This is a genomic window from Bacteroides sp. An51A, from assembly GCF_002161565.1.
GTDB classification, from domain to species: Bacteria; Bacteroidota; Bacteroidia; order Bacteroidales; family Bacteroidaceae; genus Phocaeicola; species Phocaeicola intestinalis.
In genome coordinates this window covers 314,080-340,000 of record NZ_NFIC01000004.1, presented here as the reverse complement: position 1 = coordinate 340,000, position 25,921 = coordinate 314,080, and the positions used below count along the sequence as shown (strand labels likewise).

General features: G+C 44.5%; 25 protein-coding genes and 7 tRNA genes (1 of these 32 cut by a window edge). 11 read left to right on the top strand and 21 right to left on the bottom strand.

The genetic code is table 11. The annotated features are described in order from the left end of the window. From B5G04_RS09875 to B5G04_RS09845, 7 genes are all read left to right on the top strand, one after another. Positions 1-935, top strand: partial view of a 2-isopropylmalate synthase gene (locus B5G04_RS09875; RefSeq protein ID WP_013618797.1) — the 3' portion only. The gene continues 562 nt to the left of window position 1, outside the view; only the last 935 of its 1,497 coding nucleotides appear in the window; its start codon lies beyond the left edge, outside the window; the stop codon is at positions 933-935. Between the two features lie 25 nt (positions 936-960). Continuing rightward, positions 961-2,361 (top strand): 3-isopropylmalate dehydratase large subunit, encoded by a 1,401-nt coding sequence (leuC, locus tag B5G04_RS09870; RefSeq protein ID WP_087396981.1) that lies wholly within the window; start codon positions 961-963, stop codon positions 2,359-2,361. Positions 2,362-2,418: 57 nt separating this feature from the next. Beyond that, positions 2,419-2,793 carry a four helix bundle protein gene (locus B5G04_RS09865; RefSeq protein ID WP_022039219.1) on the top strand — a complete coding sequence of 125 codons (375 nt, stop codon included), beginning with the start codon at positions 2,419-2,421 and terminating at the stop codon, positions 2,791-2,793. Between the two features lie 72 nt (positions 2,794-2,865). Then, on the top strand, positions 2,866-3,462 hold the full coding sequence (gene leuD, locus B5G04_RS09860) for a 3-isopropylmalate dehydratase small subunit (protein WP_087250812.1): 597 nt from the start codon (positions 2,866-2,868) through the stop codon (positions 3,460-3,462). A gap of 231 nt (positions 3,463-3,693) precedes the next feature. Then, complete coding sequence (locus B5G04_RS09855; protein WP_013618800.1) at positions 3,694-5,220, top strand: alpha-isopropylmalate synthase regulatory domain-containing protein; 1,527 nt, start codon at positions 3,694-3,696, stop codon at positions 5,218-5,220. 117 nt (positions 5,221-5,337) lie between these two features. Continuing rightward, positions 5,338-6,399: a 3-isopropylmalate dehydrogenase gene (leuB, locus tag B5G04_RS09850; protein WP_013618801.1), complete on the top strand. Its 1,062-nt coding sequence runs from the start codon at positions 5,338-5,340 to the stop codon at positions 6,397-6,399. 90 nt (positions 6,400-6,489) lie between these two features. Then, positions 6,490-7,311 carry a tetratricopeptide repeat protein gene (locus tag B5G04_RS09845; RefSeq protein ID WP_087396979.1) on the top strand — a complete coding sequence of 274 codons (822 nt, stop codon included), beginning with the start codon at positions 6,490-6,492 and terminating at the stop codon, positions 7,309-7,311. A gap of 68 nt (positions 7,312-7,379) precedes the next feature. Here B5G04_RS09845 and B5G04_RS09840 read toward each other — a convergent pair. The 8 genes from B5G04_RS09840 to B5G04_RS09805 all read right to left on the bottom strand — a co-directional run bounded on the left by B5G04_RS09840 (position 7,380) and on the right by B5G04_RS09805 (position 9,116). Beyond that, a tRNA-Gly gene (locus B5G04_RS09840) sits at positions 7,380-7,452 on the bottom strand. A gap of 25 nt (positions 7,453-7,477) precedes the next feature. Beyond that, a tRNA-Gly gene (locus B5G04_RS09835) sits at positions 7,478-7,550 on the bottom strand. A 7-nt stretch (positions 7,551-7,557) separates the two neighbouring features. Then, positions 7,558-7,638, bottom strand: a tRNA-Leu gene (locus tag B5G04_RS09830). Positions 7,639-7,648: 10 nt separating this feature from the next. Continuing rightward, positions 7,649-7,724, bottom strand: a tRNA-Gly gene (locus tag B5G04_RS09825). Positions 7,725-7,733: 9 nt separating this feature from the next. Continuing rightward, a tRNA-Leu gene (locus B5G04_RS09820) sits at positions 7,734-7,816 on the bottom strand. A 23-nt stretch (positions 7,817-7,839) separates the two neighbouring features. Continuing rightward, positions 7,840-7,920, bottom strand: a tRNA-Leu gene (locus B5G04_RS09815). A gap of 10 nt (positions 7,921-7,930) precedes the next feature. Next, positions 7,931-8,006, bottom strand: a tRNA-Gly gene (locus B5G04_RS09810). Positions 8,007-8,213: 207 nt separating this feature from the next. Further along, positions 8,214-9,116 carry a DMT family transporter gene (locus B5G04_RS09805; protein WP_087396977.1) on the bottom strand — a complete coding sequence of 301 codons (903 nt, stop codon included), beginning with the start codon at positions 9,114-9,116 and terminating at the stop codon, positions 8,214-8,216. 114 nt (positions 9,117-9,230) lie between these two features. On the opposite strand from B5G04_RS09805, the gene B5G04_RS09800 reads away from it, so the two are divergent. Continuing rightward, the gene (locus B5G04_RS09800) at positions 9,231-9,452 is read left to right on the top strand and encodes a hypothetical protein (protein WP_225226370.1); all 222 of its coding nucleotides are present in this window, start codon (positions 9,231-9,233) and stop codon (positions 9,450-9,452) included. Positions 9,453-9,456: 4 nt separating this feature from the next. On the opposite strand, the gene B5G04_RS09795 is transcribed toward B5G04_RS09800, so the two are convergent. The 8 genes from B5G04_RS09795 to B5G04_RS09760 form a co-directional block, all read right to left on the bottom strand. After that, entirely contained in the window at positions 9,457-10,083 is a 627-nt protein-coding gene (locus tag B5G04_RS09795; protein WP_087396975.1) for an HU family DNA-binding protein, read from the bottom strand. Between the two features lie 1,007 nt (positions 10,084-11,090). Beyond that, positions 11,091-11,288: a hypothetical protein gene (locus B5G04_RS09790; RefSeq protein WP_022041244.1), complete on the bottom strand. Its 198-nt coding sequence runs from the start codon at positions 11,286-11,288 to the stop codon at positions 11,091-11,093. A 9-nt stretch (positions 11,289-11,297) separates the two neighbouring features. Further along, positions 11,298-12,674, bottom strand: a complete 1,377-nt coding sequence (locus B5G04_RS09785) for an ATP-binding protein (protein WP_022041245.1) — start codon at positions 12,672-12,674, stop codon at positions 11,298-11,300. A 6-nt stretch (positions 12,675-12,680) separates the two neighbouring features. Next, the gene (locus tag B5G04_RS09780) at positions 12,681-13,499 is read right to left on the bottom strand and encodes a DUF2971 domain-containing protein (protein WP_022041246.1); all 819 of its coding nucleotides are present in this window, start codon (positions 13,497-13,499) and stop codon (positions 12,681-12,683) included. A gap of 12 nt (positions 13,500-13,511) precedes the next feature. Continuing rightward, positions 13,512-14,621: a DUF262 domain-containing protein gene (locus B5G04_RS09775; protein ID WP_087396973.1), complete on the bottom strand. Its 1,110-nt coding sequence runs from the start codon at positions 14,619-14,621 to the stop codon at positions 13,512-13,514. Positions 14,622-14,624: 3 nt separating this feature from the next. Beyond that, entirely contained in the window at positions 14,625-15,482 is an 858-nt protein-coding gene (gene dinD / locus B5G04_RS09770) for a DNA damage-inducible protein D (RefSeq protein ID WP_087396971.1), read from the bottom strand. Beyond that, entirely contained in the window at positions 15,482-16,504 is a 1,023-nt protein-coding gene (locus B5G04_RS09765) for an adenine-specific methyltransferase EcoRI family protein (protein ID WP_087396969.1), read from the bottom strand. Before B5G04_RS09765 ends, dinD begins: the two co-directional genes overlap by 1 nt. Positions 16,505-16,509: 5 nt before the next feature. Next, the gene (locus B5G04_RS09760) at positions 16,510-16,722 is read right to left on the bottom strand and encodes a helix-turn-helix transcriptional regulator (protein WP_022041250.1); all 213 of its coding nucleotides are present in this window, start codon (positions 16,720-16,722) and stop codon (positions 16,510-16,512) included. A gap of 395 nt (positions 16,723-17,117) precedes the next feature. Between B5G04_RS09760 and B5G04_RS09755 the strand changes: the two genes are divergently transcribed. After that, positions 17,118-18,212: a DUF1848 domain-containing protein gene (locus tag B5G04_RS09755; protein WP_239414075.1), complete on the top strand. Its 1,095-nt coding sequence runs from the start codon at positions 17,118-17,120 to the stop codon at positions 18,210-18,212. Between the two features lie 153 nt (positions 18,213-18,365). Here the strand turns inward: B5G04_RS09755 and B5G04_RS09750 are convergent, their stop codons facing one another. Then, positions 18,366-20,489, bottom strand: a complete 2,124-nt coding sequence (locus B5G04_RS09750) for a DNA topoisomerase 3 (RefSeq protein WP_087396967.1) — start codon at positions 20,487-20,489, stop codon at positions 18,366-18,368. 152 nt (positions 20,490-20,641) lie between these two features. On the opposite strand from B5G04_RS09750, the gene B5G04_RS09745 reads away from it, so the two are divergent. Together B5G04_RS09745 and B5G04_RS09740 are read left to right on the top strand one after the other, a co-directional pair. Next, positions 20,642-22,900, top strand: coding sequence for a cation:proton antiporter (locus tag B5G04_RS09745; protein ID WP_087397104.1), 2,259 nt, complete (start codon positions 20,642-20,644; stop codon positions 22,898-22,900). A 37-nt stretch (positions 22,901-22,937) separates the two neighbouring features. Then, entirely contained in the window at positions 22,938-23,363 is a 426-nt protein-coding gene (locus tag B5G04_RS09740; protein ID WP_022041254.1) for an HIT family protein, read from the top strand. Positions 23,364-23,424: 61 nt separating this feature from the next. On the opposite strand, the gene B5G04_RS09735 is transcribed toward B5G04_RS09740, so the two are convergent. From B5G04_RS09735 to B5G04_RS09720, 4 genes are all read right to left on the bottom strand, one after another. Then, positions 23,425-23,856, bottom strand: a complete 432-nt coding sequence (locus B5G04_RS09735) for an RNA-binding S4 domain-containing protein (protein ID WP_022041255.1) — start codon at positions 23,854-23,856, stop codon at positions 23,425-23,427. Positions 23,857-23,935: 79 nt separating this feature from the next. After that, entirely contained in the window at positions 23,936-24,499 is a 564-nt protein-coding gene (gene pth, locus B5G04_RS09730) for an aminoacyl-tRNA hydrolase (protein WP_022041256.1), read from the bottom strand. Between the two features lie 35 nt (positions 24,500-24,534). Beyond that, positions 24,535-25,131 (bottom strand): 50S ribosomal protein L25/general stress protein Ctc, encoded by a 597-nt coding sequence (locus B5G04_RS09725; protein ID WP_022041257.1) that lies wholly within the window; start codon positions 25,129-25,131, stop codon positions 24,535-24,537. Positions 25,132-25,417: 286 nt separating this feature from the next. Then, complete coding sequence (locus B5G04_RS09720) at positions 25,418-25,807, bottom strand: DUF3276 family protein (protein ID WP_087250797.1); 390 nt, start codon at positions 25,805-25,807, stop codon at positions 25,418-25,420. Positions 25,808-25,921 lie beyond the last annotated feature (114 nt).

Here is a 25,921-nt window from a genome sequence, read left to right as displayed (position 1 = left end):
TCGACCACGTGGACGGCATTGACAAAGCTGTCATTTCTACCCACTGCCACAATGATTTGGGTATGGCTACAGCTAATACCATCAGCGGTGTGCTGAACGGTGCCCGTCAGGTGGAAGTGACCATCGACGGTATCGGAGAACGTGCCGGCAATACAGCGCTCGAAGAAGTGGCAATGATTTTGCGTTGCCACAAGCATCTGAACATTGATACCAACATCAATACCCAGAAGATTTATCCTACCAGCCGTATGGTTTCCAGCCTGATGAACATGCCCGTGCAGCCTAACAAGGCGATTGTGGGGCGGAATGCCTTTGCACACTCTTCGGGTATCCATCAGGACGGTGTGCTGAAGAACGTGCAGACGTACGAAATCATTAACCCGAAAGACGTGGGAATCGATGATAATGCGATTGTACTGACTGCCCGGAGCGGACGTGCGGCATTGAAGCATCGTTTGCATGTGCTGGGTGTGGAAATGAATCAGGAGAAGCTGGACAAGGTGTATGAGGATTTCCTGAAACTTGCCGACAAGAAGAAGGATATTACCGATGACGATATTCTGGTGATTGCAGGTGCCGACCGCAATGTGAATCATCACATCAAGCTGGAATACTTGCAGGTGACCAGTGGTGTCGGCGTGCGTTCGGTGGCAAGCTTGGGCTTGAATATCTCGGGCGAGCATTTCGAGGCTGCCGCTACCGGTAACGGACCGGTAGATGCTGCCATTAAGGCGGTGAAACAGATTATCAAACGTCAGATGACCTTGAAAGAGTTCACCATTCAGGCAATCAGTAAAGGGAGCGACGATGTGGGTAAGGTACACATGCAAGTGGAATACGACGGACAGATGTATTATGGCTTTGGTGCCAATACCGATATCATCGCGGCTTCAGTGGAAGCGTATATCGACTGCATTAATAAATTCAGAAAATAACGGAACGAGATAACATTTGAAACGTATGGCTAATACTTTATTTGATAAGATTTGGGATGCACACGTGGTGCAGAAAGTGGAAGACGGTCCCACGCAATTGTACATCGACCGCCTTTATTGTCACGAAGTGACCAGTCCGCAGGCATTTGCCGGCATGCGGGCGCGGGGATTGAAATGCTTCCGTCCGGAACGGATTTATTGCATGCCCGACCATAATACGCCGACACACGACCAGGACAAACCTATCGAAGACCCGGTTTCGAAGGCGCAAGTGGATGCATTGGCAAAGAATGCCGCTGATTTCGGATTGACTCACTTCGGTATGATGGACAAGCGGAACGGCATTATTCACGTGGTGGGTCCCGAACGGGGACTGACATTGCCAGGCATGACGATTGTCTGCGGCGATTCGCACACTTCTACACACGGTGCGATGGGAGCGGTTGCCTTCGGTATCGGCACTAGCGAGGTGGAAATGGTAATGGCTTCGCAATGTATCTTGCAGGCACGTCCGAAGACCATGCGTATTACCATTGACGGCAAATTGGGAAAAGGAGTGACTGCCAAGGACGTAGCCCTTTATATGATGTCGAAAATGACGACCAGCGGCGCGACCGGTTATTTTGTGGAATATGCCGGCGAGGCTATCCGTAGCCTGACGATGGAGGGACGTCTCACTTTGTGTAACTTATCTATCGAAATGGGTGCCCGTGGCGGTATGATTGCTCCCGATGAAGTGACTTTCGAATACATCAAAGGGCGTGAATATGCACCGAAGGGAGCAGATTGGGACAAGGCTGTGGCGTACTGGAAGACGTTGAAGAGCGATGAAGATGCCGTGTTCGACAAAGAAGTGCGTTACGATGCCGCCGATATTCAGCCGATGATTACTTACGGAACCAATCCCGGTATGGGGATGGCAATCACCGCTCACATTCCTGTTACGGAAGGAATGAGTGACGTAGAGAAGGCGTCTTTCGAAAAGTCCCTGCATTATATGGGCTTCAAGCCGGGAGAACCGTTGCTGGGCAAGAAAGTCGATTACGTGTTCCTCGGCGCTTGCACCAACGGCCGTATCGAAGACTTCCGTGCTTTTGCATCTATCGTGAAGGGGCGTAAGAAAGCGGAGAACATTACTGCTTGGCTTGTGCCGGGTTCGTGGATGGTAGATGCGCAAATCCGTGAAGAGGGGTTGGATAAAGTGCTTGAGGAAGCAGGCTTTGCTATCCGTCAGCCGGGATGTTCGGCTTGTCTGGCGATGAACGATGACAAGATTCCCGCAGGCAAATATGCCGTATCTACCAGCAACCGTAATTTCGAAGGCCGTCAAGGTCCTGGCTCACGCACGTTGTTGGCAAGTCCGCTGACCGCAGCCGCCGCAGCCGTAACGGGAGTGATAACAGATCCACGGAGTCTAATGTGCTAATAAATAATTTGTTAATGTGCTAATGAAGAATGTGTTTAATGCACTAATAATATTCTAATGAAACGGGTGACTGGAAATAGAATTGTGGATTTGAGTTTCGATTTTGCTTTGCAGGTTATTGCATTTTCAGAACGATTAGAATCGGAACGGAAATATGCAATAGCAAATCAATTGTTGCGGTGTGGAACCTCGATAGGAGCCAACGTATCCGAAGCACAAAATAGTGAAAGTAAAATTGATTTTATCCATAAGTTGAAAATTGCCGCTAAAGAAGCCGAAGAAACAAAATATTGGTTGTTGCTTTGCAAATACGCAGACAGTTATCCTTTTGAGGAAAGTTTATTAGTGCAGATTCACGAGATTCAAAAGTTGCTAACAAGTATAATCACAACAAGTAAAAAGACTGTGGAGATAAACAATAAAGACAAGTAATTTAGCCTATTATTAATTGGCTCATTATTAATTAGCACATTGTTTATTTCCACATTGTCACATTAAATTATTATGAAACAGAAATTTGATATAATTACCAGCACTTGTGTGCCTTTACCGCTCGAAAATGTAGATACCGACCAGATTATACCGGCACGTTTCCTGAAGGCCACTACACGCGATGAAAAATTCTTTGGTGATAACCTGTTCCGCGATTGGAGATACAATCCGGACGGTTCGCTGAACAAAGACTTTGTATTGAACAATCCGACATATAGCGGGCAAATCCTGGTGGCAGGCAAGAACTTCGGAAGTGGTTCCAGCCGTGAGCATGCGGCGTGGGCGATTGCCGGTTACGGCTTCCGTGTAGTAGTATCCAGTTTCTTTGCCGATATCCACAAGAATAACGAATTGAATAATTTCGTGCTTCCGGTGGTGGTAAGCGAAGGGTTCCTGAAAGAACTGTTCGACTCTATCTTTGCCGACCCGAAGACGGAAGTAGAAGTAAACCTTCCTGCCCAGACCATTACCAACAAGGCGACAGGCAAGTCGGAAACCTTCGAAATCAATGCCTATAAGAAGCATTGTCTGATGAACGGGCTGGACGACATCGATTTCCTTGTAGAAAACAAGGATAAAATCGAGGCTTACGAGGAAGAACACAGATAACACGTTATATTTTTCACCACAGATTACGCAGATTTTTTCTGTTTATAATTAATATTGATAAAGATTAATGAATATCCTCATAGATAAAAGGAGTTAGAAGGGAGTTATGCCTTCGGCAGGAGTTAAATGCCAATAGCACAGAAGTATTGGCTTCTTAACTCCTTGCCGGCTAAATGCGGACATTTATAAAAGATTAAATCTGTGTAATCTGAGGTGAGTAAAAAAAGTTTTATGGAAAATCATCCGAGAATAGAAATCATGGACACCACGCTCCGCGATGGCGAGCAGACCAATGGCGTGTCGTTCGTGCCCCATGAGAAATTAATGATTGCCCGCTTACTGCTTGAAGACTTGAAAGTCGATCGTGTGGAAGTAGCTTCGGCACGGGTGTCTGAAGGGGAATTCAATGCGGTAAGGATGATATGCGACTGGGCGGCGCGGCGGAACATGCTTCCGCGGGTCGAAGTGTTGGGTTTTGTCGACGGCCACGTGTCGGTCGACTGGATTCACGATGCTGGATGCAGGGTCATTAACTTGCTTACGAAAGGCTCGGAGAAGCATTGCACGTACCAGCTGAAGAAGACTCTTGACGAGCATATCGAGGACATACGGGCGGTGGTATCGTATGCGCACGAACGGGATTTGGATGTCAACGTGTACTTGGAGGACTGGAGCAATGGCATGAAAGATTCGCCTGCTTATGTCTTTGGGCTGGTCGACGGCTTAAAGGATTGCGGTATCCGTCGGTTCATGTTGCCCGATACGTTGGGCATTCTCAATCCGCTGCAGGTCATTGAGTATATGCGGAAGATGAAGAAACGTTATCCCGACCTGCACTTCGATTTTCATGCGCACAACGATTACGACCTTGCCGTGAGCAACGTGCTGGCGGCTGTGCTGAGTGGGGTGAAAGGACTTCATACCACCATCAACGGTTTGGGCGAACGGGCGGGCAATGCTCCCCTTGCCAGTGTGCAGGCGATTTTGAAAGATCATTTCCATGCCGTGACCAATATCGATGAAAGCCGTCTGAACGATGTGAGTCGGGTGGTCGAGTCGTATTCGGGCATGAGCATTCCCGCCAACAAGCCGATAGTGGGCGAAAGTGTTTTCACGCAGGTAGCGGGCGTGCATGCCGATGGAGATAATAAGAATAACCTGTATTGCAACGATTTGCTTCCCGAACGTTTCGGCAGGGTACGTGAGTATGCTTTGGGAAAGACTTCGGGCAAGGCGAATATTCGCAAGAATCTGGAAAGCCTGGGCTTGGAACTGGACGAAGATTCGATGCGGAAGGTGACCGAACGTATCATCGAATTGGGCGACCGGAAAGAACTGGTGACACAGGAAGATTTGCCCTATATCATCAGTGATGTGCTGAAACACGACGGAGCGCAAAATAAGGTGAAACTGTTGAGCTATTTCGTCACCCTTGCTCAAGGATTGAAGCCGATGGCTACGCTCAGCATCGAAATCAACGGCAAGGTGTATCAGGAAAGTTCATCGGGCGACGGCCAGTATGATGCTTTCGTGCGTGCCTTGCGTAAGATATATAAAGGTACGTTGCAGCGCAAGTTTCCGATGCTGACCAATTATGCCGTGACCATTCCTCCCGGCGGACGTACCGATGCCTTTGTGCAGACCGTCATCACGTGGAATTACGAGGACCGTGAGTTCCGTACCCGCGGTTTGGATGCCGACCAGACGGAAGCGGCAATCAAAGCGACCATTAAAATGTTGAATATAATTGAAGAATAACAATCAGTTGACAAGGTACCAGGTACTAGTTGACTAGGTCTTGAATAGTTTTGTAAATGCTATATTAAACCTGGTCACCTGGTACCTAGTTTCCTGGTTACCTAAAAAAGAAGACCTATGGAATTTAAAATTGCAGTATTAGCCGGTGACGGCATCGGTCCTGAAATCTCTGTTCAGGGTGTCGACGTCATGACGGCTGTTTGTGAGAAGTTTGGACATAAAGTAAGTTACGAATACGCTATCTGCGGTGCAGATGCCATTGATAAGGTGGGCGACCCGTTCCCGGAAGAAACCTATCAGGTATGCAAGGATGCCGATGCCGTATTGTTCTCGGCGGTGGGCGACCCCAAGTTCGATAATGACCCTACGGCAAAGGTACGTCCCGAGCAGGGCTTGCTTGCCATGCGCAAGAAGCTGGGACTGTTTGCCAATATCCGTCCGGTGCAGACCTTCAAATGTTTGTTGCACAAGTCTCCTTTGCGTGCCGAACTGGTGGACGGTGCCGATTTCCTTTGCATTCGCGAGCTGACCGGAGGCATGTATTTCGGCGAGAAATACCAGGACAACGATAAGGCGTATGACACCAATTATTATACCCGTCCCGAAATCGAACGTATCCTGAAGGTAGGTTTTGAGTATGCTATGAAGCGCCGCAAGCACCTGACGGTAGTCGATAAGGCGAATGTGCTTGCATCGTCACGCTTGTGGCGTCAGATAGCCCAGGAGATGGCTCCTCAATACCCCGAAGTAACCACCGACTATATGTATGTCGACAATGCGGCAATGCGCATGATTCAGGAACCGAAGTTCTTCGATGTCATGGTGACCGAGAATACGTTCGGCGATATCCTGACCGATGAAGGCTCTTGCATCAGCGGCTCGATGGGGTTGCTTCCTTCGGCTTCTACGGGCGAAAGCACGCCGGTGTTCGAACCCATTCACGGTTCGTGGCCGCAGGCTAAGGGGTTGAACATCGCCAATCCGTTGGCGCAAATCCTTTCCGTAGCCATGTTGTTCGAATACTTCGATTGTAAGGAAGAGGGTGCCCTGATACGCCGTGCCGTAGACGCTTCGCTGGATGCTTGCGTGCGTACGCCCGAAATCCAGGCAGAAGGCGGTGCCAAGTACGGGACCAAAGAAGTTGGCGCATGGATTGTGAATTATATTAAAGAAGCTTGATTTTTTCACCACAGATTACACAGATTTTTTCAGTTAATAATTTTAAAGATTAAATCTGTGTAATCTGTGGTGAAAGTAAACATTTGTTTTATGCGAAGACTGATTATCATAGCGTGTGTCTGCCTGTGCTCGTTCGGACTGTATGCCCAAAACTATAACGAGCTGGTGGAAGAAGCGATGGCTTGTGCACAGAAGGACAGTTTGGTGCGTGCCGAACAGCTTTTCCGCGAAGCCTTGAAGCTCGACCCCAAGAATGCCCGCAATGCCTTGCTTTTTTCCAACCTCGGCACGGTCTTGAAGCGTCAGGGAAAGGCGGACGAAGCCATCGAAGCCTATACCATGGCGTTGAATATCACGCCATACGCTACGGCTATCCTTCTGAACCGTGCGGCATTGTATCTGGATAAAGGTTTGCTCGAAAAAGCATACATCGACTATTGCAACGTCATCGACCTTATTCCCGAAGAGAAAGAAGCACGCCTGTTCCGCGCCTATATCTACATGCAGCGTCATCAGTATAAGGAGGCGCGTATCGACTATAATGTCTTATTGGGCAAGGATGCGAAAAACAAGCCTGCCCGTATCGGGCTTGCCATGCTTGACCAGAAGGAAGGAAAGTTCATTGCAGCCCGTGACCGCCTGAATCTGTTGGTGGAAGAATATCCGCAGGATGCATCACTCTTGAAAATGCGTGCCAATGTGGAACTGGAGCAGGAATTTACCGATATGGCCTTGCTGGATCTTGAGGCTGCGGCAAAGCTTGACCCGAATGACGCTGACGTATATGTGATGATGGGCGACATTTATGTCCGCCAAAAGAAGAAACACCAGGCACGTCAGGCCTACGAGCAAGCTATTAAATTGGGTATATCAGCTCTTCAATTGGAAGAAAAGCTGAAAGAGGTCAGATGAACCCATATCTGGCTCTTAAGACATAAAAAACGAAAGGAGAGACTGGGATAACCCAATCTCTCCTTATGAGCGGCAAACGAGACTCGAACTCGCGACCCCGACCTTGGCAAGGTCGTGCTCTACCAACTGAGCTATTGCCGCAATGAAACCCAAAATAACTAACGTGAGCGGAAAACGAGACTCGAACTCGCGACCCCAACCTTGGCAAGGTTGTGCTCTACCAACTGAGCTATTTCCGCAATGATGTGCCCAGAACAGGACTCGAACCTGCATGCCTCTCGACACACGCACCTGAAACGTGCGCGTCTACCATTCCGCCACCTGGGCATCATTACTGTGGAGCGGAAAACGAGACTCGAACTCGCGACCCCAACCTTGGCAAGGTTGTGCTCTACCAACTGAGCTATTTCCGCAACAACGCGTGAAGAGAAGGAGACTCGAACTCCCACGACATAATGTCACTACCCCCTCAAAGTAGCGCGTCTACCAATTCCGCCATCTCTCCGATAAACAAACTTAAAAAGAACGTGCCCAGAACAGGACTCGAACCTGCATGCCTCTCGACACACGCACCTGAAACGTGCGCGTCTACCATTCCGCCACCTGGGCATCATTACTGTGGAGCGGAAAACGAGACTCGAACTCGCGACCCCAACCTTGGCAAGGTTGTGCTCTACCAACTGAGCTATTTCCGCAACAATCGTTGTTTTGTTTTGCGGTTGCAAAGGTAATGCTTTTTCTCAAATCAGCAAACAAACTGCTTGTTTTTTTGCGAAAAAATGTTTCTTACCGGAACTTAAAGCAGGAAAACGGAGCGGCAAGCTACCTTTTTCCTGCTTCAGAAATCAGACTTTTACACGGATGTATGTAGAGCCTGTTTAAATTTTTCTATAAAGAGAATCCTAACGGCTCCCCAGATACAGGAAGAACATGCCGAGAAGCACCAGTGCGAGATCGACCGCCTTGCTCCGCAGGTTCTTTTCGCGGAACACCATGGCACCGAAGAGGAACGATACCACCACGCTTCCCCGCCGCACCATCGACACGATGGAAATCATCGAGTCGTCCATTCCTAAGGCATAGAAATATACGAAGTCTGCCGCCGAGAGGAAGAGGGAAATCAGCGGGATGCACCAGTCCCAGTGGAAAGGGGTAGTGGTCTTGCGCTTCGGAAGCCACAGGAACATCAGCACCGCCCCCATCATGAAAAGCTGGTAGATGTTATACCAAGCCTGCACCACCATGTTGTTGAATATTCCCATCAGGTATTTGTCGTACAGGCCGCTGATAGCTCCCAGCAAGGCGGCAAGCACCACGAACCACACCCAGCGGTTATGTTCGAAGCTGATGCCTTCTTTCTTGCCCGAGCGGCTTAGCATGAAAAACGATACCACCGCCAGCAGCACACCAATCCACTGGTACAGGTTTAGCCGCTCGCCGAAGATGAGCAATGCGCCCACCAGGGTCATTACAGGGCGTGTGGCGTTAATCGGCCCTACGATGGTAAGAGGCAGGTGCTTCATTCCGAAATAGCCGAAGGTCCACGACGAGAGCACAATTACCGATTTCAGCACAATGTATTTGTGCACTTCCCAGCCTCCCGTTTCGGGTACGAAAAATATCGTGTCCTGCAATGCCGACGGACAGAACCGGGACACAAGGATGAAGGGGATGAAGATGAGGCTGGAGAACAGCGTGTTCAGCGCCAGTACGGGGAGCACCGCATTCCCGTTCAACGATTTCTTTTTGAACACGTCATAAAAGCCCAGCAATGCCGCCGAGCAGAATGCTAATAATAACCACATGTCGTTTCGTTTAGTTTCTAAATCGGGTGCAAAGGTACGAAAAACAATTGGTTAATTAATGCATGGAGATACATAAGAAACTATTTTGAGAAGCTGTTTTGAATTTATCGTGCGATGATTTGGGATGAGTTTTTGAGGCATTTTCGCTTCTGTGATGAGGAAGATAGCGGGCTATCTGACGAAGAACAGGAGCGAAAAGGACCAAAAAATCGCCCAAAGCACACACGAAAAACGGGATACATCAAGCTAAGAAAAACTTTTTGGAGAAATTCAAAACAGCTTCTGAATTTATCGTGTGCTGATTTTGTAGAATTTCAAAACAGTTTACTTTATTGAAAAATTAAAGCCCGTCATCCTGCCCCTTACGCTTCACATACACCCGGTGAGGAGCACGCCCCTTGATGTCGATAAGGTGCGCTTTCACCCATTTGTCCAGGTCCTGCCAAGCTTTGTATTTCAGCAGCCCCGTCAAAGTGCCATATTCCGCACGAGTGATATAGTCGTGGCTCTCCAGATACGATTGAAGCAAGGCGAGCCGCTCTTCCTCCGTATACGTGTACGAACTTTGCCGGAATTTCTTCCCCGAAGGGGCACGCAGTACCTTTCCGTCGCATTGCTTCGAGAACTGTTTCGATACGGTCACCTTCACCTTATCAAAACGGATGGATTGGGCGTGTATATCCCCTTTATCGTACACTTCCGCATCTGCCTTGAGCGAGGCAGAAACCGTGCCGATGTTCCCTATCTGCACGCGGTACCCCTCCGAAAGGAGCTGCTTGGTCCAGTTTTCTATTTCTTCCATCACGGCAAGGATATTTCCTTTGGTCAATCCGGAATGGGAGGCAATCTTTTCTGTAAGTTCATCAAAAGAAACAGTCTTGTAAGGACGCAGTTTAGGATAAAGGTGCGATCCGCTTTCATTGTTTCCTTTTGGCGGTACAGGCAAGAAATCATAAAGGGCACTCATGGCAATGTGTTTTTAAAAGGTTAATAATCGGTTTTCAGTTGTCTCCATTTTACGGTTTCCATATCGAAACCGTACGTTCTTGATATGGAAACCATACGTTCTCCAATTGGAAACCGTACGTTCTTGATATCAAAACCGTAAAAGGAAGCTATCTGCAAAGATAATATAGCCCAGAAGCGAAGTCAAGTGTTTGGGGGATTTATTTGAAAAAGATTCGGATATAAATTCTTAACCCATCAAATATAAAAGAATATCGTTTGATTTGTTCGTAAGGATTGCTTACTTTTGTGGCAGTGAGCAGGCAGAAGCGTCTGCGGCTCACTATTTTGTGGGAAAAATATTTGTGAGAAGCGTCATGCTTCATTCTTCATTCTTGTTCTTGAAACCCTAGGAAACTTTCAAGAGTTACACAGGAATGGACGTTGGCGGTTCCCACGCTGTATAGCGTGGGGCTGCTGTCTATTCACCATTGTGTGTTGGGTTTTCCTAGGACCTTCAGAGATGTGGAAATGGCACACAGTTCCATGCTTGAGCCGGATTATATTCTATATCTTTCTGATTATCAAATTTTATACATGACAATTTCTATAATTTGATACTACAAAGTTCCCGAATAAATAGTTCGTATCATTATATTACCAGCAATGTGAAAAAAGCTCGGAGTGCATATGTCTTTGCTGAAAAATAGCTGTCGCATGATATAACTTAGCAGAAAGTTATTAGATATTCAAGAAGCAAGTTATCGTGAATCATCATAGCCAGCCGAAATTTTATTTCGACAAAAAGAGCCTCTCACCAACACATATTGAGCCGCAGAAAAACATTATTCTGCGGCTTTTCGTTTAACTTTGCCTCCGAAAAAAGAAACATAACTTGTTAAAGCGATATAGCAATGAAACAGATTGATTTTAACGACGGGAACATGGTATTCCCATTAGGAATCGAACTGTTGATTCAAAAAGCTGAATATCTTTGATTTATCTTTCTGTAAGTAGCGTAATCTCCCACTATTGCTCCACCGGATTGTTGCAGCGTTCTGCGCCAAGTTGCGTGGAGGTTTCCTGCTGTAAGGATAAGCTTTTATCCTCAAAGTCGTGCAAATCATCGTAGGTATTTTCTCCCTTGATTCTTTCAAGCTCGTCTTGAAAGCGTTGCCATGCCATCAAATCCTTGTGCCTGCTTTCAAATTCTTCCAAATCGTCCATAATCCTCCTTTATTCTATAATTTGCCAATATCCTTGCTTCCTGCCTCCTATACGTTTCAGCAAGCCAAGCTCTTGAAGGCGGGAAAGATTATATTTTACACCATCCTCTGTAATATTAGAAAGGCCTTCGCTTATCTCTTTTCGGGTCGCTTCCGGATGTCCTTTTAAGAATGAGAGTATAGCTTGCTGTTGTTCCGTCAGATTTTGTATGGCCTTTTGGGTAGTCTTTTGGGTAGTCTTTTGGGTAGTTTTCTGGTCGCTTTGGGTAGTAGCTCTTTCTGGGTACTCGAACTTAAATGTAGTCCAAATACCCGAAGCATCATAGCGGAACTCCGGCGTGGAGAAACCGTCATTCTTACAAGCCGTGATGATACGCTCAATGCCGCGTCCCCATGCCTCAATCTCACCGGCACGAAAGAAGGTATTGGCAATATCCGGGTTGTAAGGCATACTCCGATGAGAAGACAATAATGTTTCCACAGTCCACCCTTCAGGCAACATCCCACCGTTTATTATCTCCAACTTATTTTCATACACGCGGATTTGAATGGGAGAAGGTTCTGCATAGTCTTTGTTGATGCAAGCATTTAATAATGCCTCACGCAGAGCCTCACGGGGCATAGGCAATGTTTCTATCCGTTGGATGCCCTCGTAAGTAATGATGGCTTTCATATATTTGGTACACAGCAAGTCCATCAGCTTCACAATTTGTTGGAACAGGTTACCATGCACTTCATTCTGATATACCAAATCCATACCTTCACGGAAGAAGCCGACCTTTACAAATGCTCCAGTCACATATTGTTCCGGGTCAGGATGGAACAACAAAGCGGCAGCACGTTTCAGATAACTGCCCTCATAAAGCCGAAGCTTCTCCAATAATCCGTGATTGTCGTCCATTAAGTCCGCTTCCTCCATGCGTCCGCTCCGTTTGGCATACTTGCGGAATAAATCGAATGTGGCGTTATCCAAGTCTTCCGCTTTCAGATAAGGTACTGGCACACCATCCCATGTTTTACCCTGCTTGCGGAGCATAAAACGATCGAGTGCAGCCCCTTTCAGTTCTTGATTGGTAGCCCCACTCCGCTGGTAATACTTTCCACGGAAACTAACGGGATAAGGATAAGCCTCCGTTACAATCTCCAGATATTGCTTTTCGTCCTTTTCCCTCAAATTGACTTCTACCAAGATACCCATCATATCGCGCACCTTGTTCGGAATATCCTCCATCAGCTTCTTGGCATCCTGCACACCGCACACTTCGCCATTGTCCTTTATACCCACATAAAGGATACCGCCTTGTGCATTGGCAAAACCGCATATCCATTTCTGGTATTCGTCGCGCCAAGATTCTTTGAACTCTATGTTTTGAGATTCGGTGACCATATCGTTTTATTTTAAGCGAACCACCTTGCCTAAAGCGCTTTCTTTTAGTGTAGCATTAGGAGCATATTTATCAATCAACGCCTGAATAATAAGCCTTTGTGATTCTGTCGCGGATGGACTTAGTGTAATCTCTAAATTATCAAAAACATCATCCTTTAACTTCATATCATAATAATGGAATGGCAATGATTTATTTCCTAAAAGACTTTGCACTACAATAGATGAAATTTCAGGGTTTACTCCTTCTAACAAGGGATTCATAGGAAGAGAATAGAGGACAAATCTAACTTCGTCTTGAAATTCCCATCGTTTATTCTTATAATAGCCAAAAGGTTTCATGTCCACATGCATATTGCCACGATTCCCTTGAACATTTGTTATTTGAATAGCATCCTTAGTGAATACATAGATGTCATCCACGTATTTTACATGTCTATAAAATAAATCGTTTTTATAATCTAACATGGGAAAGAAAAAGAAATTTGGATTTACCATGTCCTGAGGTGGAATTTTAGATATTATAGCTCCTTGAGATTTTAAGTTTCCAAAATTTAAATTAGAAACGAAGTATTCTTTAAACATCTCTTGTTCAAGAGAAATTCGTATTCCTCCGCTATCACCACCATACATTTTCCACAAGGGAATGCTTTCTTCTGTTGTTTCAGTCCAACAGGAGACAAAAACATATTTACAGAATTTTACTCCTAAAGATTCCGCATTACCTTCTTCTAAATCATCCACTTTGTCCAAGCGGTTGAAACGAATTGTTTTATTTTTAAGTATAAGTGCGAGTGATTCTATATTTGTATAATGGTATATTCTCATATTAGTACATATTTATTTTCCTCCTTTAATCCTATTACAATTCTTACAAAGCATTTGGCAATTCTCCGCCACCGTCGTACCGCCTTCTTTCCACGGCGTGATGTGGTCGGCCTCCATTTCCTCCAATTCGAAATGCTTGCCACAATGAACGCAAATACCTTGTTGACGCTCGTAAGCTTCGCGCTTCTGCTTTTTGTCGAAAGTTCGGAAACTGAGGTCGCGCAGGTCACCGCTTAATACATAACGGTAGATACCTGACTTCTTCATGATTTCATCATCCTCCATCAAGTCGTGTATCTGCTTTTCGAGGGCTGCCGTATCATACACGTTTTCGCCAAATCCATCATACATGGCTCCCCAATCCAGCCCCTTCATTTCACGGCGATATTTGGTAAACGTAGAACGTACCCATGTAATGATAGATACAAAGTAAGCCCATAGCTTATTGGCATTCGGGTCAAACTGATGCAGTGCCATGTATTTGTCCACGCTTTCTACACCGTCATGACGAGCCGCCCATTTCAAGATAGTAGCCAAATACGCCTGCTCTATGGCATTACCGCTCAAAAAATCGGCTCCCATCTTATAAGCTGGACATCCGTTCTTTGAGAAATGCCTGCGTGCATCTGTCACGAAAGGTCCGGCATAGACGGCGTTCAACAGTTCTTGGTCGAGAAGTTTCTCTCCTGCAATGTTGATAACTCGGAACCAATCGAGTTTTTCCTTGTCTGTTCCCTCGCAAAAATACACAGTCAGTTCGTAGTTGAGAAACTTGGCTTTCTCTTCCTCTGTAAGTGTGGAAAAATAGAGTGTACCCCGTTCAGGGTCAACGATATGAAAGTCGTGGGTGTAGAATCCGCATATCGAGAGGGTGCGCTGTTGCCCGTCAATCATTTCAAAATTGCCATTCTCATCTACGCTCCAATACATGATGTTGAGCGGAAAGCTTTTGAGAATGGTTTCCACAACGGCTTGTTGTTGCTTCTCATCATAACGAAATTCACGCTGATAAGGAGGGCGTATGTCTAACTTACCATGATAACCTTTTACTCCGGCATCGGGGTCGTTGATATATCCGTCAATCAAATCACAAATTTTTATGGACTTCAATTCTATTTGCATATCTTACTCCTTTCCTTTTTTTGAAGTTTTCTTCGTGCTTTGCTTCTTGGTCAATGATTTTTCCTCAGACTTCAATCGCCGTTCCACCTTCTTTACATCCTCTCCCGGTGGCAATTGCTCAGGGACTATTCCACGTTGCAGCAGCATATTTCTTACGGCGGCATTGTTATCCACGTGTTCACGAGTGATTTGTTCTTGTCCGTGCAAATCTTTCTGCTGTACATTTACCGAAGTCATTTCCGCAGCGAAATCCTTAGCCTTGATACTGATTGTCGGAAGGAAGTCTGCCAAAGGTCGATTGTCTGGAGCTCCTAACTTGCGTTTTAGCAATGCCGTATCCAAATGAAATAAAGCCTTGTCGCCTTTCGAACGGATGATTCCGAATCCTTTGTTATCCACTCCGCGCTCATAAAGGATGCCCGATAAACGGCTTTCCGTTTCTACAAGTTTATTACGAGCCACGACACGCTCATACTCCAATATCCTCTGCTGCACAAGTTCAGCCCGTCGTGTCTGTACCGCAAAATAGTTTTGTGCAAAGGCGACTTGAGGCTTGCGCGGGTCTCCATTTTGTGCTATAAGATAGCAGGCATAGCGTGTCAGCATATAGTCATTTACCTCACGCTGAGCGCCTGAACCAAGTGTGACCATTTTCCCCACGTGGAGAAAATGGTCGTCTGAATTTTCTCCTGCATTCAAGCACGCTTCCTTGGCTTTTTCTATCACATTATTAAATTTTTCCCATTTCGCATACCCCAATAAGGTAGAGAGTTCTCTTGCACTCCAGCATTCCACACCCTTATATTCGTTTGCGATGGATTCAAACTGACGGAACAATTCTATGATTTCTTCGGCTTTCATTACTTCTTGATTTTACGGATTATAATTCTTGTGAATGGCTTTTGAGGATAGCCATTGACCATATAAAACAGTTGACCATCCCGTAAACTTTTGTTTAACTCTTTAAGTTTTCTGTCAAAAGGAGCAAGCCCTAGTTCTTTACCAGAATCACCTTCTGCAATTCCGATGATTTCAAACTGTTCGGGATTGTACTTATCCATAAATGTAATAGGAACCCCCATCAGTCCATCGTAGTCGCAAGGAATATCAGCAGTTTTTGATACGTCGATTGCGTTATAATTTGCATACGTAGGATATTCCTCAGGTGTATAGTGCTTATAAAGAATAATATCTTCATGCCGCTTCTTTATTTCCAAATTGGTGAACCAAGTAACGCCAGAAACTCGAATCATGCCTTCACGATGGTCGCCAGCGGTTGCCTTGTCCTCATAATGTGAGATGAAATGCCCGGCTCCGCCCTTAAAGCCATATCCTAACCATAATTTGTTTTCTTTTATAAGAGGAAATATTTCTTTGTATTTAATAGCATTCTGATGCCCTATAATCAAGAACTTCTTTTCATACGTCATCAATTGCGCCACGTATTCTCGAAACAAGGAAAACGGTGGATTGGTTACCACAATATCCGCTTCTTTGAGCAGTTCGATGCATTCCTTGCTGCGGAAATCCCCGTCACCTTTCAACGGTTTTACGCCTATCTCTTCGGCATTGGGTATATGGTCGCCGTTCTTGTCGCCTTCGTAAACTAAATAAACGGCTTGCTCGCTCTTGTTCTGGCTAAACAAGTCAATGTTCTGATTTTTATAACAAGTGGTAATCAGTTTCTTCAATCCAAGGAACTCAAAGTTATAAGCAAAATAGGTGAAGAAATTGCTCACACGTGGGTCATCGCAATTACACAATACAGTTTTACCGCGAAAATGTTCCCGGTAATGCCGCAACTCGTTGTTAATATCTTCCAATTGCGTATAAAATTCGTCTTTCTTGGCTTCTTTTGCCTTGTTCAGATTCTTATTAGCCATATCATTTAATCGAATTTTCCCTTGTTAATCAAATCCTTTGCATTCACTTCCAGAATTTCCGCTATCTTCATCAGCATTTCCAATGAAGGCTGGGTAGCATTGGAACACCAGCGCGAAATAGTAGCCTCGTTCTTTCCTAACTGTTCAGCCAACCATTTCCCGGTTTTCCCCTGTTCTACCAATACTATTTTTAGTCTGTTTATTTTTTCTGTTCCCATATTAAAACGTATTGCATATGTGCAATAATAATTGATTGTATCTGCAAAGATAATGATTACTCATCAAAATCATTCAAGCTTTGACAAGAAAATGTGTTTATAATTGAAGTTTTTGAGTATTGCGAACCGGAACAATCCAAAGGTCTAAAAGGAAACCAAAGCATGTTTGACAAATTGTTCAAACCGATACTAAATGATGAGGTTATTAGTGATTTGGAAAAGCTGTATGATATGTAAATAAAGCACTGCGACATGGTCAAGACATTAAAGGAACAGCAACGCTTTATCATAGAAGGCTGAATAATATTTAAAAAGGTATTTAGATATTTATCATCTCATTGATAAAACATTGGCTTCCAATTATATTTTGTATCTTCGCGAGATGCTCAGTTATTATGGAAACGGATAAAATAACTCGTGAAGAGATACATGTTAAGTTCCGGGTAGCGAAGGAAAAGATAACCACCGATTCTGGCAAACAAATAGAAGCAACCGCTCCGGTAATCATTTCCGCCAGCCGCTCTACGGATATACCTGCCTTTTATGCCAAATGGTTCTTTAACCGCTTGGCTAAAGGGTATTGTGTATGGTATAATCCGTTTAACCGGAAGCCGATGTATGTGTCTTTCAAGCATTGTAAAGTAGTGGTGTTCTGGACGAAGAATCCGGAACCTATCTTACCTTATTTATATCAGTTGGATGAACGAGGGATTCATTACTATTTTCAGGTGACGTTGAACGACTATGTACGCGAAGGTTTCGAACCGAATGTGCCCAGTGTGGAGAAACGGATTGAAACGTTCTGCAAATTGTCGGAGCAGATTGGACATGAACGGGTGATATGGCGGTTTGACCCGTTGGTTATCACGCCTGACATAACCCCACGCATATTGCTGAACCGGATATGGAAGATAGGCAATCGGTTGAAAGGGTACACGGACAAGCTGGTATTCAGCTTTGTGGATGTAAAAGCGTATCGGAAAGTGCAGAGCAATCTGATAAAGGAAATGCATTGCTTTACGAAAGAGAATGTAGAAACCGCAGAACTGAATGAGGTGCAACGGTTGGAAATAGTGGAAGGTCTGGCGAAGTTACGCGATGTATGGAAAGCCGAAGGCTGGAACCTGACGCTTGCCACGTGTGCCGAAGAAGCTAATTTGGAGAAGTATGACATTGATCATAACCGTTGCATAGACGGGGAGTTAATGGAACGTGTGTTCGGCGAAGATAAGGAGTTGGTTTACTATCTGCATACCGGCAAGTTGCCCGAACCGGATTTATTCGGAGAGATTCCTCCTATTCCTATTGAACGGAAAAATCTGAAAGACAAGGGGCAACGTAAAATATGCGGATGCATGGTGAGCAAAGACATCGGGATGTATGATACGTGCCGTCATTTTTGTGTATATTGCTATGCCAACACAAGCCGTGAATGTGTGTTGCGAAATAAAGCAAGGCATTCGGACAATAATGAAAGCTTGATAAAATAAAAACGGAGTAACTGAAAATCAACTTTTTCATTAAAGTTGTTGAAATCCAGCTACTTGACCTGTTGCGTTATGCTAAACCTTACCAATGAACTCGTTTGTTTTCAACGGGTTAGTTATAAATTTAACGATACGAGTCTGTGGTAAGAAAAACTTTCAGAAAGGTTTGCGGAACGTACATCCGTTTTTCCATTCCGAACAGCCGTATGCGGTTTTCCCTTTCAGTATTGTACCTTTTCCACATAAGGGGCATTTTGTTCCTACGATAGCATCTTCTTGCGGTAGTGTATCGGTGGCGGTATTGGGAGAAGAAACAACTTTCTTGCTTCGTTTGGTGGAAGTTGTTTTCTTCTTTTTGGGCATGTCTTTGGTAACGGTTTTGTGTATAGGTTCTTCTGCTGTTATGGTGATGCGTCGGTTTGTATTGTCACTTAACACGCTGTTGACTATTTCACTAACCATTTGTTTTAATTCGTTCAAGAACTGTTTGGCATCATAGCTGCGCCGTTCTATTTCACGCAGTTTCTTTTCCCAAATGCCGGTCAGTTCGGCAGATTTCAGTAATTCTTCGTGTATTAGTCCGATTAATTCTACACCTGTGGGAGTAGCTGTCAGGCTTTTGCGTTCCTTGCGGATGTAATGCCGTTTGAATAATGTTTCGATGATGGCTGCACGGGTGGAAGGACGTCCTATTCCGTTCTCTTTCAGGGCGTCGCGCAACTCTTCGTTATCCACTAACTTGCCTGCTGTTTCCATAGCCCGCAGCAAGGTGGCTTCGGTATAGGGTTTGGGCGGTTGTGTCCATTTTTCATTCAGCATAGGTGTATGTGGTCCGCTTTCTCCTTTGGTGAAAGCAGGCAATACGCTTTCTTCTTCCCCTTCTTTCGTATCGTCTTTCGGTTCTTTGGCAAAGATGATTCTCCAGCCCGGATCGATGATCTGCTTGCCGCTAACCTTGAATTCAATGCCATCAGCTTCTCCTGTGACTGTGGTGGTGGAAAATTTGCAATCCGGATAAAATATGGCAATAAAGCGTCTTGCTATCAGGTCGAACACTTGTTTTTCCATATCAGTCAATCCTTTAGGTTGTACGCCTGTAGGAATGATGGCATGGTGGTCGGTCACTTTCGAATTGTCGAATACTTTTTTCGATTTAATCAGGGCCTTTCCGGATAGAGGAGCCGTGAAAGAGGTATAATCTTTTAATCCTTCTAGTATCTTGGGACATTTGGGGTAAATATCATCACTTAAGAAAGTGGTATCTACACGGGGATAGGTTGCCACTTTCTTTTCATAAAGCGATTGGATGAGCTGTAGGGTCATATCGGCAGAATAAGAAAACTTCTTGTTGCATTCTACCTGTAGTGAGGTCAAGTCGAACAGACGAGGAGGTGCTTCTGTTCCTTTTTTAAGAGCCGTGTCAGTAATTGTAAAAGGTACATTGCTGATACGTTCAAGTAGCAGTTTTCCTGTTGTTTCATCGGTGATGGGTGGAATGCCGCGATTTGTTTCTTCTTTATTGATGGTTTTTTTAGATGCTTGTGAAGTTTGGGATGCTTCTTCCGCAAGCTCTTCGTCACTTTTGCGCACGATGGCACTGAAAGTGGTATCTCGGTATACAGTCTTCAGCTCCCAGTATTGTTTCGGTACGAAGTGTTCTATCTCTTGTTGCCGGTTAACTATAAGGGCAAGGGTAGGAGTCTGTACTCTCCCGATGGAGAGCACTTGGCGGTTTTGTCCATATTTCAGTGTATACAGTCGGGTGGCATTCATTCCCAGCAGCCAGTCACCGATGGCACGGCTCAGTCCTGCTTCGTAAAGCGGCTGGAATTCAATTTGGTCTTTCAGTTTGGAAAAACCTTCACGAATGGCTTCTTCAGTGAGTGAAGAAATCCACAAGCGTTTCACCGGACAGTGTGCACCGGCTTTTTGCATCACCCAGCGCTGTATGAGTTCCCCCTCTTGTCCGGCATCACCACAGTTGATAATTTCATCGGCAGCCTGCATCAGGTGTTCAATGATTTTAAATTGTTTGTGTATGCCTGGGTCTTCAATTAGTTTGATGCCGAACCGTGGTGGTATCATAGGCAGGCTGGAGAGCGACCATGATTTCCACGAAGGTGTATATTCGTGCGGTTCTTTCAGTGTACAAAGGTGACCGAATGTCCAAGTCACTTGGTATCCGTTTCCTTCGATGTATCCATCTTTGCGTTCTCTGGCTCCAAGTACATCGGCGATGTCGCGTGCTACACTTGGTTTTTCGGCTATGCAAACTATCATATATAAATTTATTTGATTGTTCTGCAAAGGTAGTCAAAAAATAGCTTTTGCGTGTCCGTGCACTGATTTTTCTTGAATCTGTTCTGTATGTATTCGTATCTATCGGATTTTTTGTTACATTTGTATGGAAATATACATACAACTTGAACAATATGTCTCAATTAGCCCCTCTTATTAGTGACTTGGCATTGATTTTGATATGTGCCGGAGTGATGACGCTTATATTTAAAAAACTGAAGCAGCCTTTAGTATTAGGTTATATAGTTGCCGGTTTTTTATGCAGCCCGCATTTTCAGTTCACTCCTTCCGTAACCGATGAGGCAAATATACATTTATGGTCAGAGATAGGTGTGATTTTCCTGTTGTTTGCTTTGGGGCTTGAATTCAGTATGAAAAAACTGTTGAAAGTAGGAAGTTCGGCAGTTATTTCAGCCTGTACCATTATTTTGTGTATGATCGTGGTCGGTATATCAGTGGGATGGATGTTTGGATGGAAACAAATGGACTGTATCTATTTGGGAGGAATGATAGCCATGTCTTCTACTACGATTGTCTATAAGGCTTTTGATGATATGGGTTTGCGTCAGCAGCATTTTGCCGGTGTTGTATTGGGGATTCTGATTATCGAAGATATTCTTGCCATTGTATTGATGGTTATGCTTTCTACAATGGCGGTCAGTACACATTTTGAGGGAGTCGAAATGGTGTACAGTCTTGCCAAACTGGTGTTCTTTTTAGTGTTGTGGCTGGTGGTGGGACTTTATCTGATTCCATTGCTGTTGAGGCGATTGCGTAAATTGATGAGTGATGAAACGTTGCTTATTGTATCGCTTGCTTTATGTTTCGGAATGGTTTATTTTGCAGCTGCTGTAGGTTTTTCTCCTGCATTTGGTGCCTTTATTATGGGGTCAATCCTTTCGGAAACTATTGAGTCGGAGCATATCGGGAGATTGGTGGCTCCGGTTAAGGATTTGTTTGGTGCCATTTTTTTTGTATCGGTAGGCATGATGGTTAATCCTCATATGATTGTTGAATACAAATATCCGATTCTAGCCATTGTAGCAGCTGTACTGTTGGGGCAGACTCTGTTTGGAACGGCAGGTGTCTTGTTGTCGGGACAACCGTTGAAAACTGCGATACAATGTGGCTTCAGCCTGACTCAAATCGGAGAGTTTGCCTTTATCATTGCAGCCTTGGGAGTCAGTTTGGGAGTGACCGGTAATTTCCTTTATCCGATTGTGGTTGCGGTATCGGTGATTACTACTTTCCTTACTCCTTATATGATTCGGCTTGCTCTTCCTGCTTATAATCTGGTTAACAGCCACTTGCCTAAGCGTTGGAGCCTGTTGCTTGAGCGGTATTCGGCGGGAGCATCTACGGTGAATCATAAGACTAATTGGCAGAAACTGATGACGGCAGTGCTTCGGATTGTGGTTGTTTATTCTGTCCTTTCAGTTGGTGTCATTATGGTGTGTCTGCATTTGGTAGAGCCTTTTGCTACGAATATGTTGGGCGACTTATGGGGCCGGGTGTTGACAGCTGTTGTCACGATAGCAGTGCTGGCTCCATTCTTACGTGCGATGATTATGAAGAAAAACCATTCGGAAGAATTTCGTACTTTATGGGCAGACAATCGTTTCAATCATGCCTTGTTGATTTCTTTAGTTGTCTTCAGGGTTATTATAGCTGCAGGATTTATCGTGTCTGTAATCGAACGCTTGTTTCACACATCGGTGGCGTTGATGATGGGGATAGCTATCTTGCTGGTATGTGCTATGGTCTTTTCGCGTTTCCTTAAAAAGCAGTCTATTGTGCTGGAGCGTACGTTTGTGATGAATTTGCGTTCGAAAGAGATGCAGCAGGAATATTTGGGCGGCAAGCGTCCGTCGTATGCCGGCAAGTTGCTTGACAGGGATTTACACTTGAGTGATTTTGTGGTGTCTCCTGATTCGGAATGGGTCGGACACACGCTGAAAGAACTGGATTTAGGGAAAAAATACGGTGTGCATGTGGCATCTATCATACGAGGCAACCGACGGTTGAATATCCCTGATGGCGCATCGCGTATTTTTCCAGAAGATACGTTACAGATTATTGGTACCGATGAACAGTTGTCGTTTTTCTCTTCAATGGCAATGAAGGCGATGCGTACCTCTGATGACGGGGAGTTTGAAAGGCATGAAATGTTGTTGAAGCAGTTTATTGTGGATAAAGATTCTCCCTTTGTCGGGAAAAATATTATTGAATGTGGTGTGCGGTCGAAATATCATTGTCTGGTAGTAGGGGTAGAGTCGTCTGGGGAGAATGTGCTTCGTGCTCCTGACGTACATTTACCTTTAAGTGAAAATGATATTGTCTGGGTGGTAGGTGAAGAAGCGAATTTGAAACGATTGTTTGCGGCAGAAGGATAAAACCATTATTTTATAATTATTAAATATAAAAAGAAGTATGAAAAGTGATCCGAAAGATTGTCTCTATTGTCAGAACAATGAGACGTTGCACAATTTGATGATTGAAATTGCTCCGCTGAGTGTTTCGCGTGTTTTCTTGTTTAAAGAACAAACTTATCGCGGACGTTGTCTGGTGGCATATAAAGATCATGTAAATGACTTGAATGAGTTGAGCGATGAAGACCGTAATGCATTTATGGCAGACGTGGTACGTGTGACCCGTGCCATGCAAAAGGCATTCCATCCTGAGAAAATCAATTATGGAGCATACAGCGACAAGTTGTCGCATTTGCATTTTCATTTGGCACCCAAATATGTAGATGGTCCGGATTATGGAGGAACTTTCCAGATGAATCCGGGAAAGGTTTACTTGTCGGATGCCGAGTATCAGGAATTGATTGAAGCCATCAAGGCAAATCTGTAACAGGCAATAGAGGCATAAAGTTTAGAGTCTTACGTGCTCTGTGCTTTATGCCTCTATGTTTTTATTCCTCATCGTCCGAATCTTCGTCATCGAAATCAAAGTCGAAGTCATCATTATATTCGGGCATAAAGAAGTCGTCCAATTCACGACGGTCTTTTTTGGTTGGTCTTCCTGTACCTTTAGCACGATTGACGAACCCGCTTATCTTACTCATTTCCAGTAATTCATATTGGTCAGGTGTCGTGACATTTTCCATAATTTCGGGAACCAGTTTGGCTCCTACGCGTTTCTCTATCGCCTGCAATACTTTGAAAGAATAGGTAACGGGCGGTTTTTTTACTTGAATGACATCTCCCGGCTTGACCATACGGGAAGGTTTTGCTTGTGCCCCGTTGATGTGTATTCTTCCTTTTTTACAAGCCTCGGCGGCGATGGTGCGGGTCTTGAATATGCGGGCAGCCCACATCCATTTGTCTATTCTTGCTTCAGGCATAGGTTGTTCTGTTTTAGTATTAAAGTATTAAAGAAGTCAGAGGGGTAAGTATAAACGGATGCTCTGCCTCCTTTTATACTTATTTATTATTAAATTGATTCATGGTGATGTTCAATCCGGCAAGACAGAAACTTTTGATGATTTCTTCCGCTGTACTGATCCGTTCGGGAAGAATTTTCCGTTCTTCTTCATCGAAATGTCCCAATACATAATCTATCTGTCCTCCTTTCGGGAAGTTATTGCCGATACCGAACCGTAGTCTTGCATAGTTTTGTGTGCCTAGTATGGCGGCTATGTGTTTCAGTCCGTTATGGCCGGCATCACTTCCTTTGCCTTTCAGGCGTAAGCTTCCTAATGGGAGTGCCAGATCATCTACTACGATGAGGACGTTTTCTAATGGAATTTTTTCTTGTTGCATCCAGTATCGGACTGCATTTCCACTCAGGTTCATGTAAGTGGATGGTTTCAGCAGAATAAGCTGCCTGCCTTTCAGCGATAGTGATGCCGTAGCTCCGTAACGTCCGTCCTTGAAAACAATATTGGACGCTTTAGCTAAAGCGTCCAATACCATAAATCCTATGTTGTGTCGGGTCTCGTGATATTCGTCACCGATATTTCCCAGACCTACAATCAAATATTTCATTGAAAGTGGATTTGTACTTTTAGTGGTTTACAGGATTATTTTGCAGCGGCAGCCTGAGCACCACGTGCGGCACGGGTCAATTTGACAGCACATACCACAGCTTCTTTGGCATTGAGGATTTCCATATTGTCGTAGTGCAATTCACCGACTTTGATGGTTTTGCCCAGTCCTAAGTTGGTAACATTGATAACCACACGTTCGGGCATATTGTTGTACAAAGCTTTCACTTTCAACTTGCGGATTTGCAGTACCAGTTTACCACCGGCTCTCACACCTTCAGCCAGACCATCCAATTGAACCGGAACTTCCATTACAATCGGATTTTCTTCGTTGATTTGATAGAAGTCAACGTGCAGGATAGCATCAGTTACGGGGTGGAACTGGATATCTTTCATGATTGCATTGTAAACCTGTCCGTCGATGTTCAAGTTTACTACATAGATATGCGGAGTGTAAACCAGTTTGCGCAAACCTTCTACCGTAACAGTGAAAGGAGTGGCAACGGGCAGACCGTTTTCGTCTTTCTTCATGCCGTACAATACGCATGGAACTTGACTGTTCTTACGCAAAGCGTGGGTAGCCTTCTTGCCTGTTTCTGTTCTTAAAGAACCTGTAATGTCAATTGATTTCATGTTTGATAAATTTTGTGTTACTCTAAATTAAGTGATATCTTTGCTTAATTCACCATCACACGATGCGTCAATGTCACAACGATGAAATTGAAAAAGCGGTGCAAAGGTAGTGATATTCTTTGATATTGCAAGCGTATGGACTATTTTTCTTGAACGAAATGTTTTCGTCTTTTATTGAAGATATACTTCAATGGGTCAAGAATATATCTTCACCTGCCCGGGTAGATATTTTCATTGGCTGGTGAATATATATCCGTTGACCAAAAAGCGGGTGTACCTCTGGTTATTAAAAATCGATGTCGATTTTGATGTCTTCTGTCTTTAGCGGCTCATTCAGGATTGCGTTGCCTCTGAGGTCGGTGTTTTCAGCGATGTGGCTTTCTCCTACAATCGGTCCCTGCTCACGCTCGATGTACCGGATTACTTCATGAAGCCCATCCATGAATTTTTCAATATCTTCTTTATAAAGGAATATCTTATGCTTCTCAAAGCTGACCTGCGACATTTCCCTTTCACCTGTTACGACTTTCTTGCTTTCCGTGATGGCGAGAAACATTTCGCCTCTTCTGCTTTTCTTCACATCCAAATAATAGATTCTTTTCCCGGCTTTGATAGCTTTCGTAAAAACGATTTCTTTGTCTATTTCAGTCATCGTATTCTTCTTAACTTCTTCCATTGTCTGTAAAATCTAAAATTCCGATGCCAAAATTGCTGAATTTTCTGCAAAAAGCCAAGGAACTATGTCTTAAAATATCTATAAACAGAAAAAAACAGTAAAAATGCGTACTTT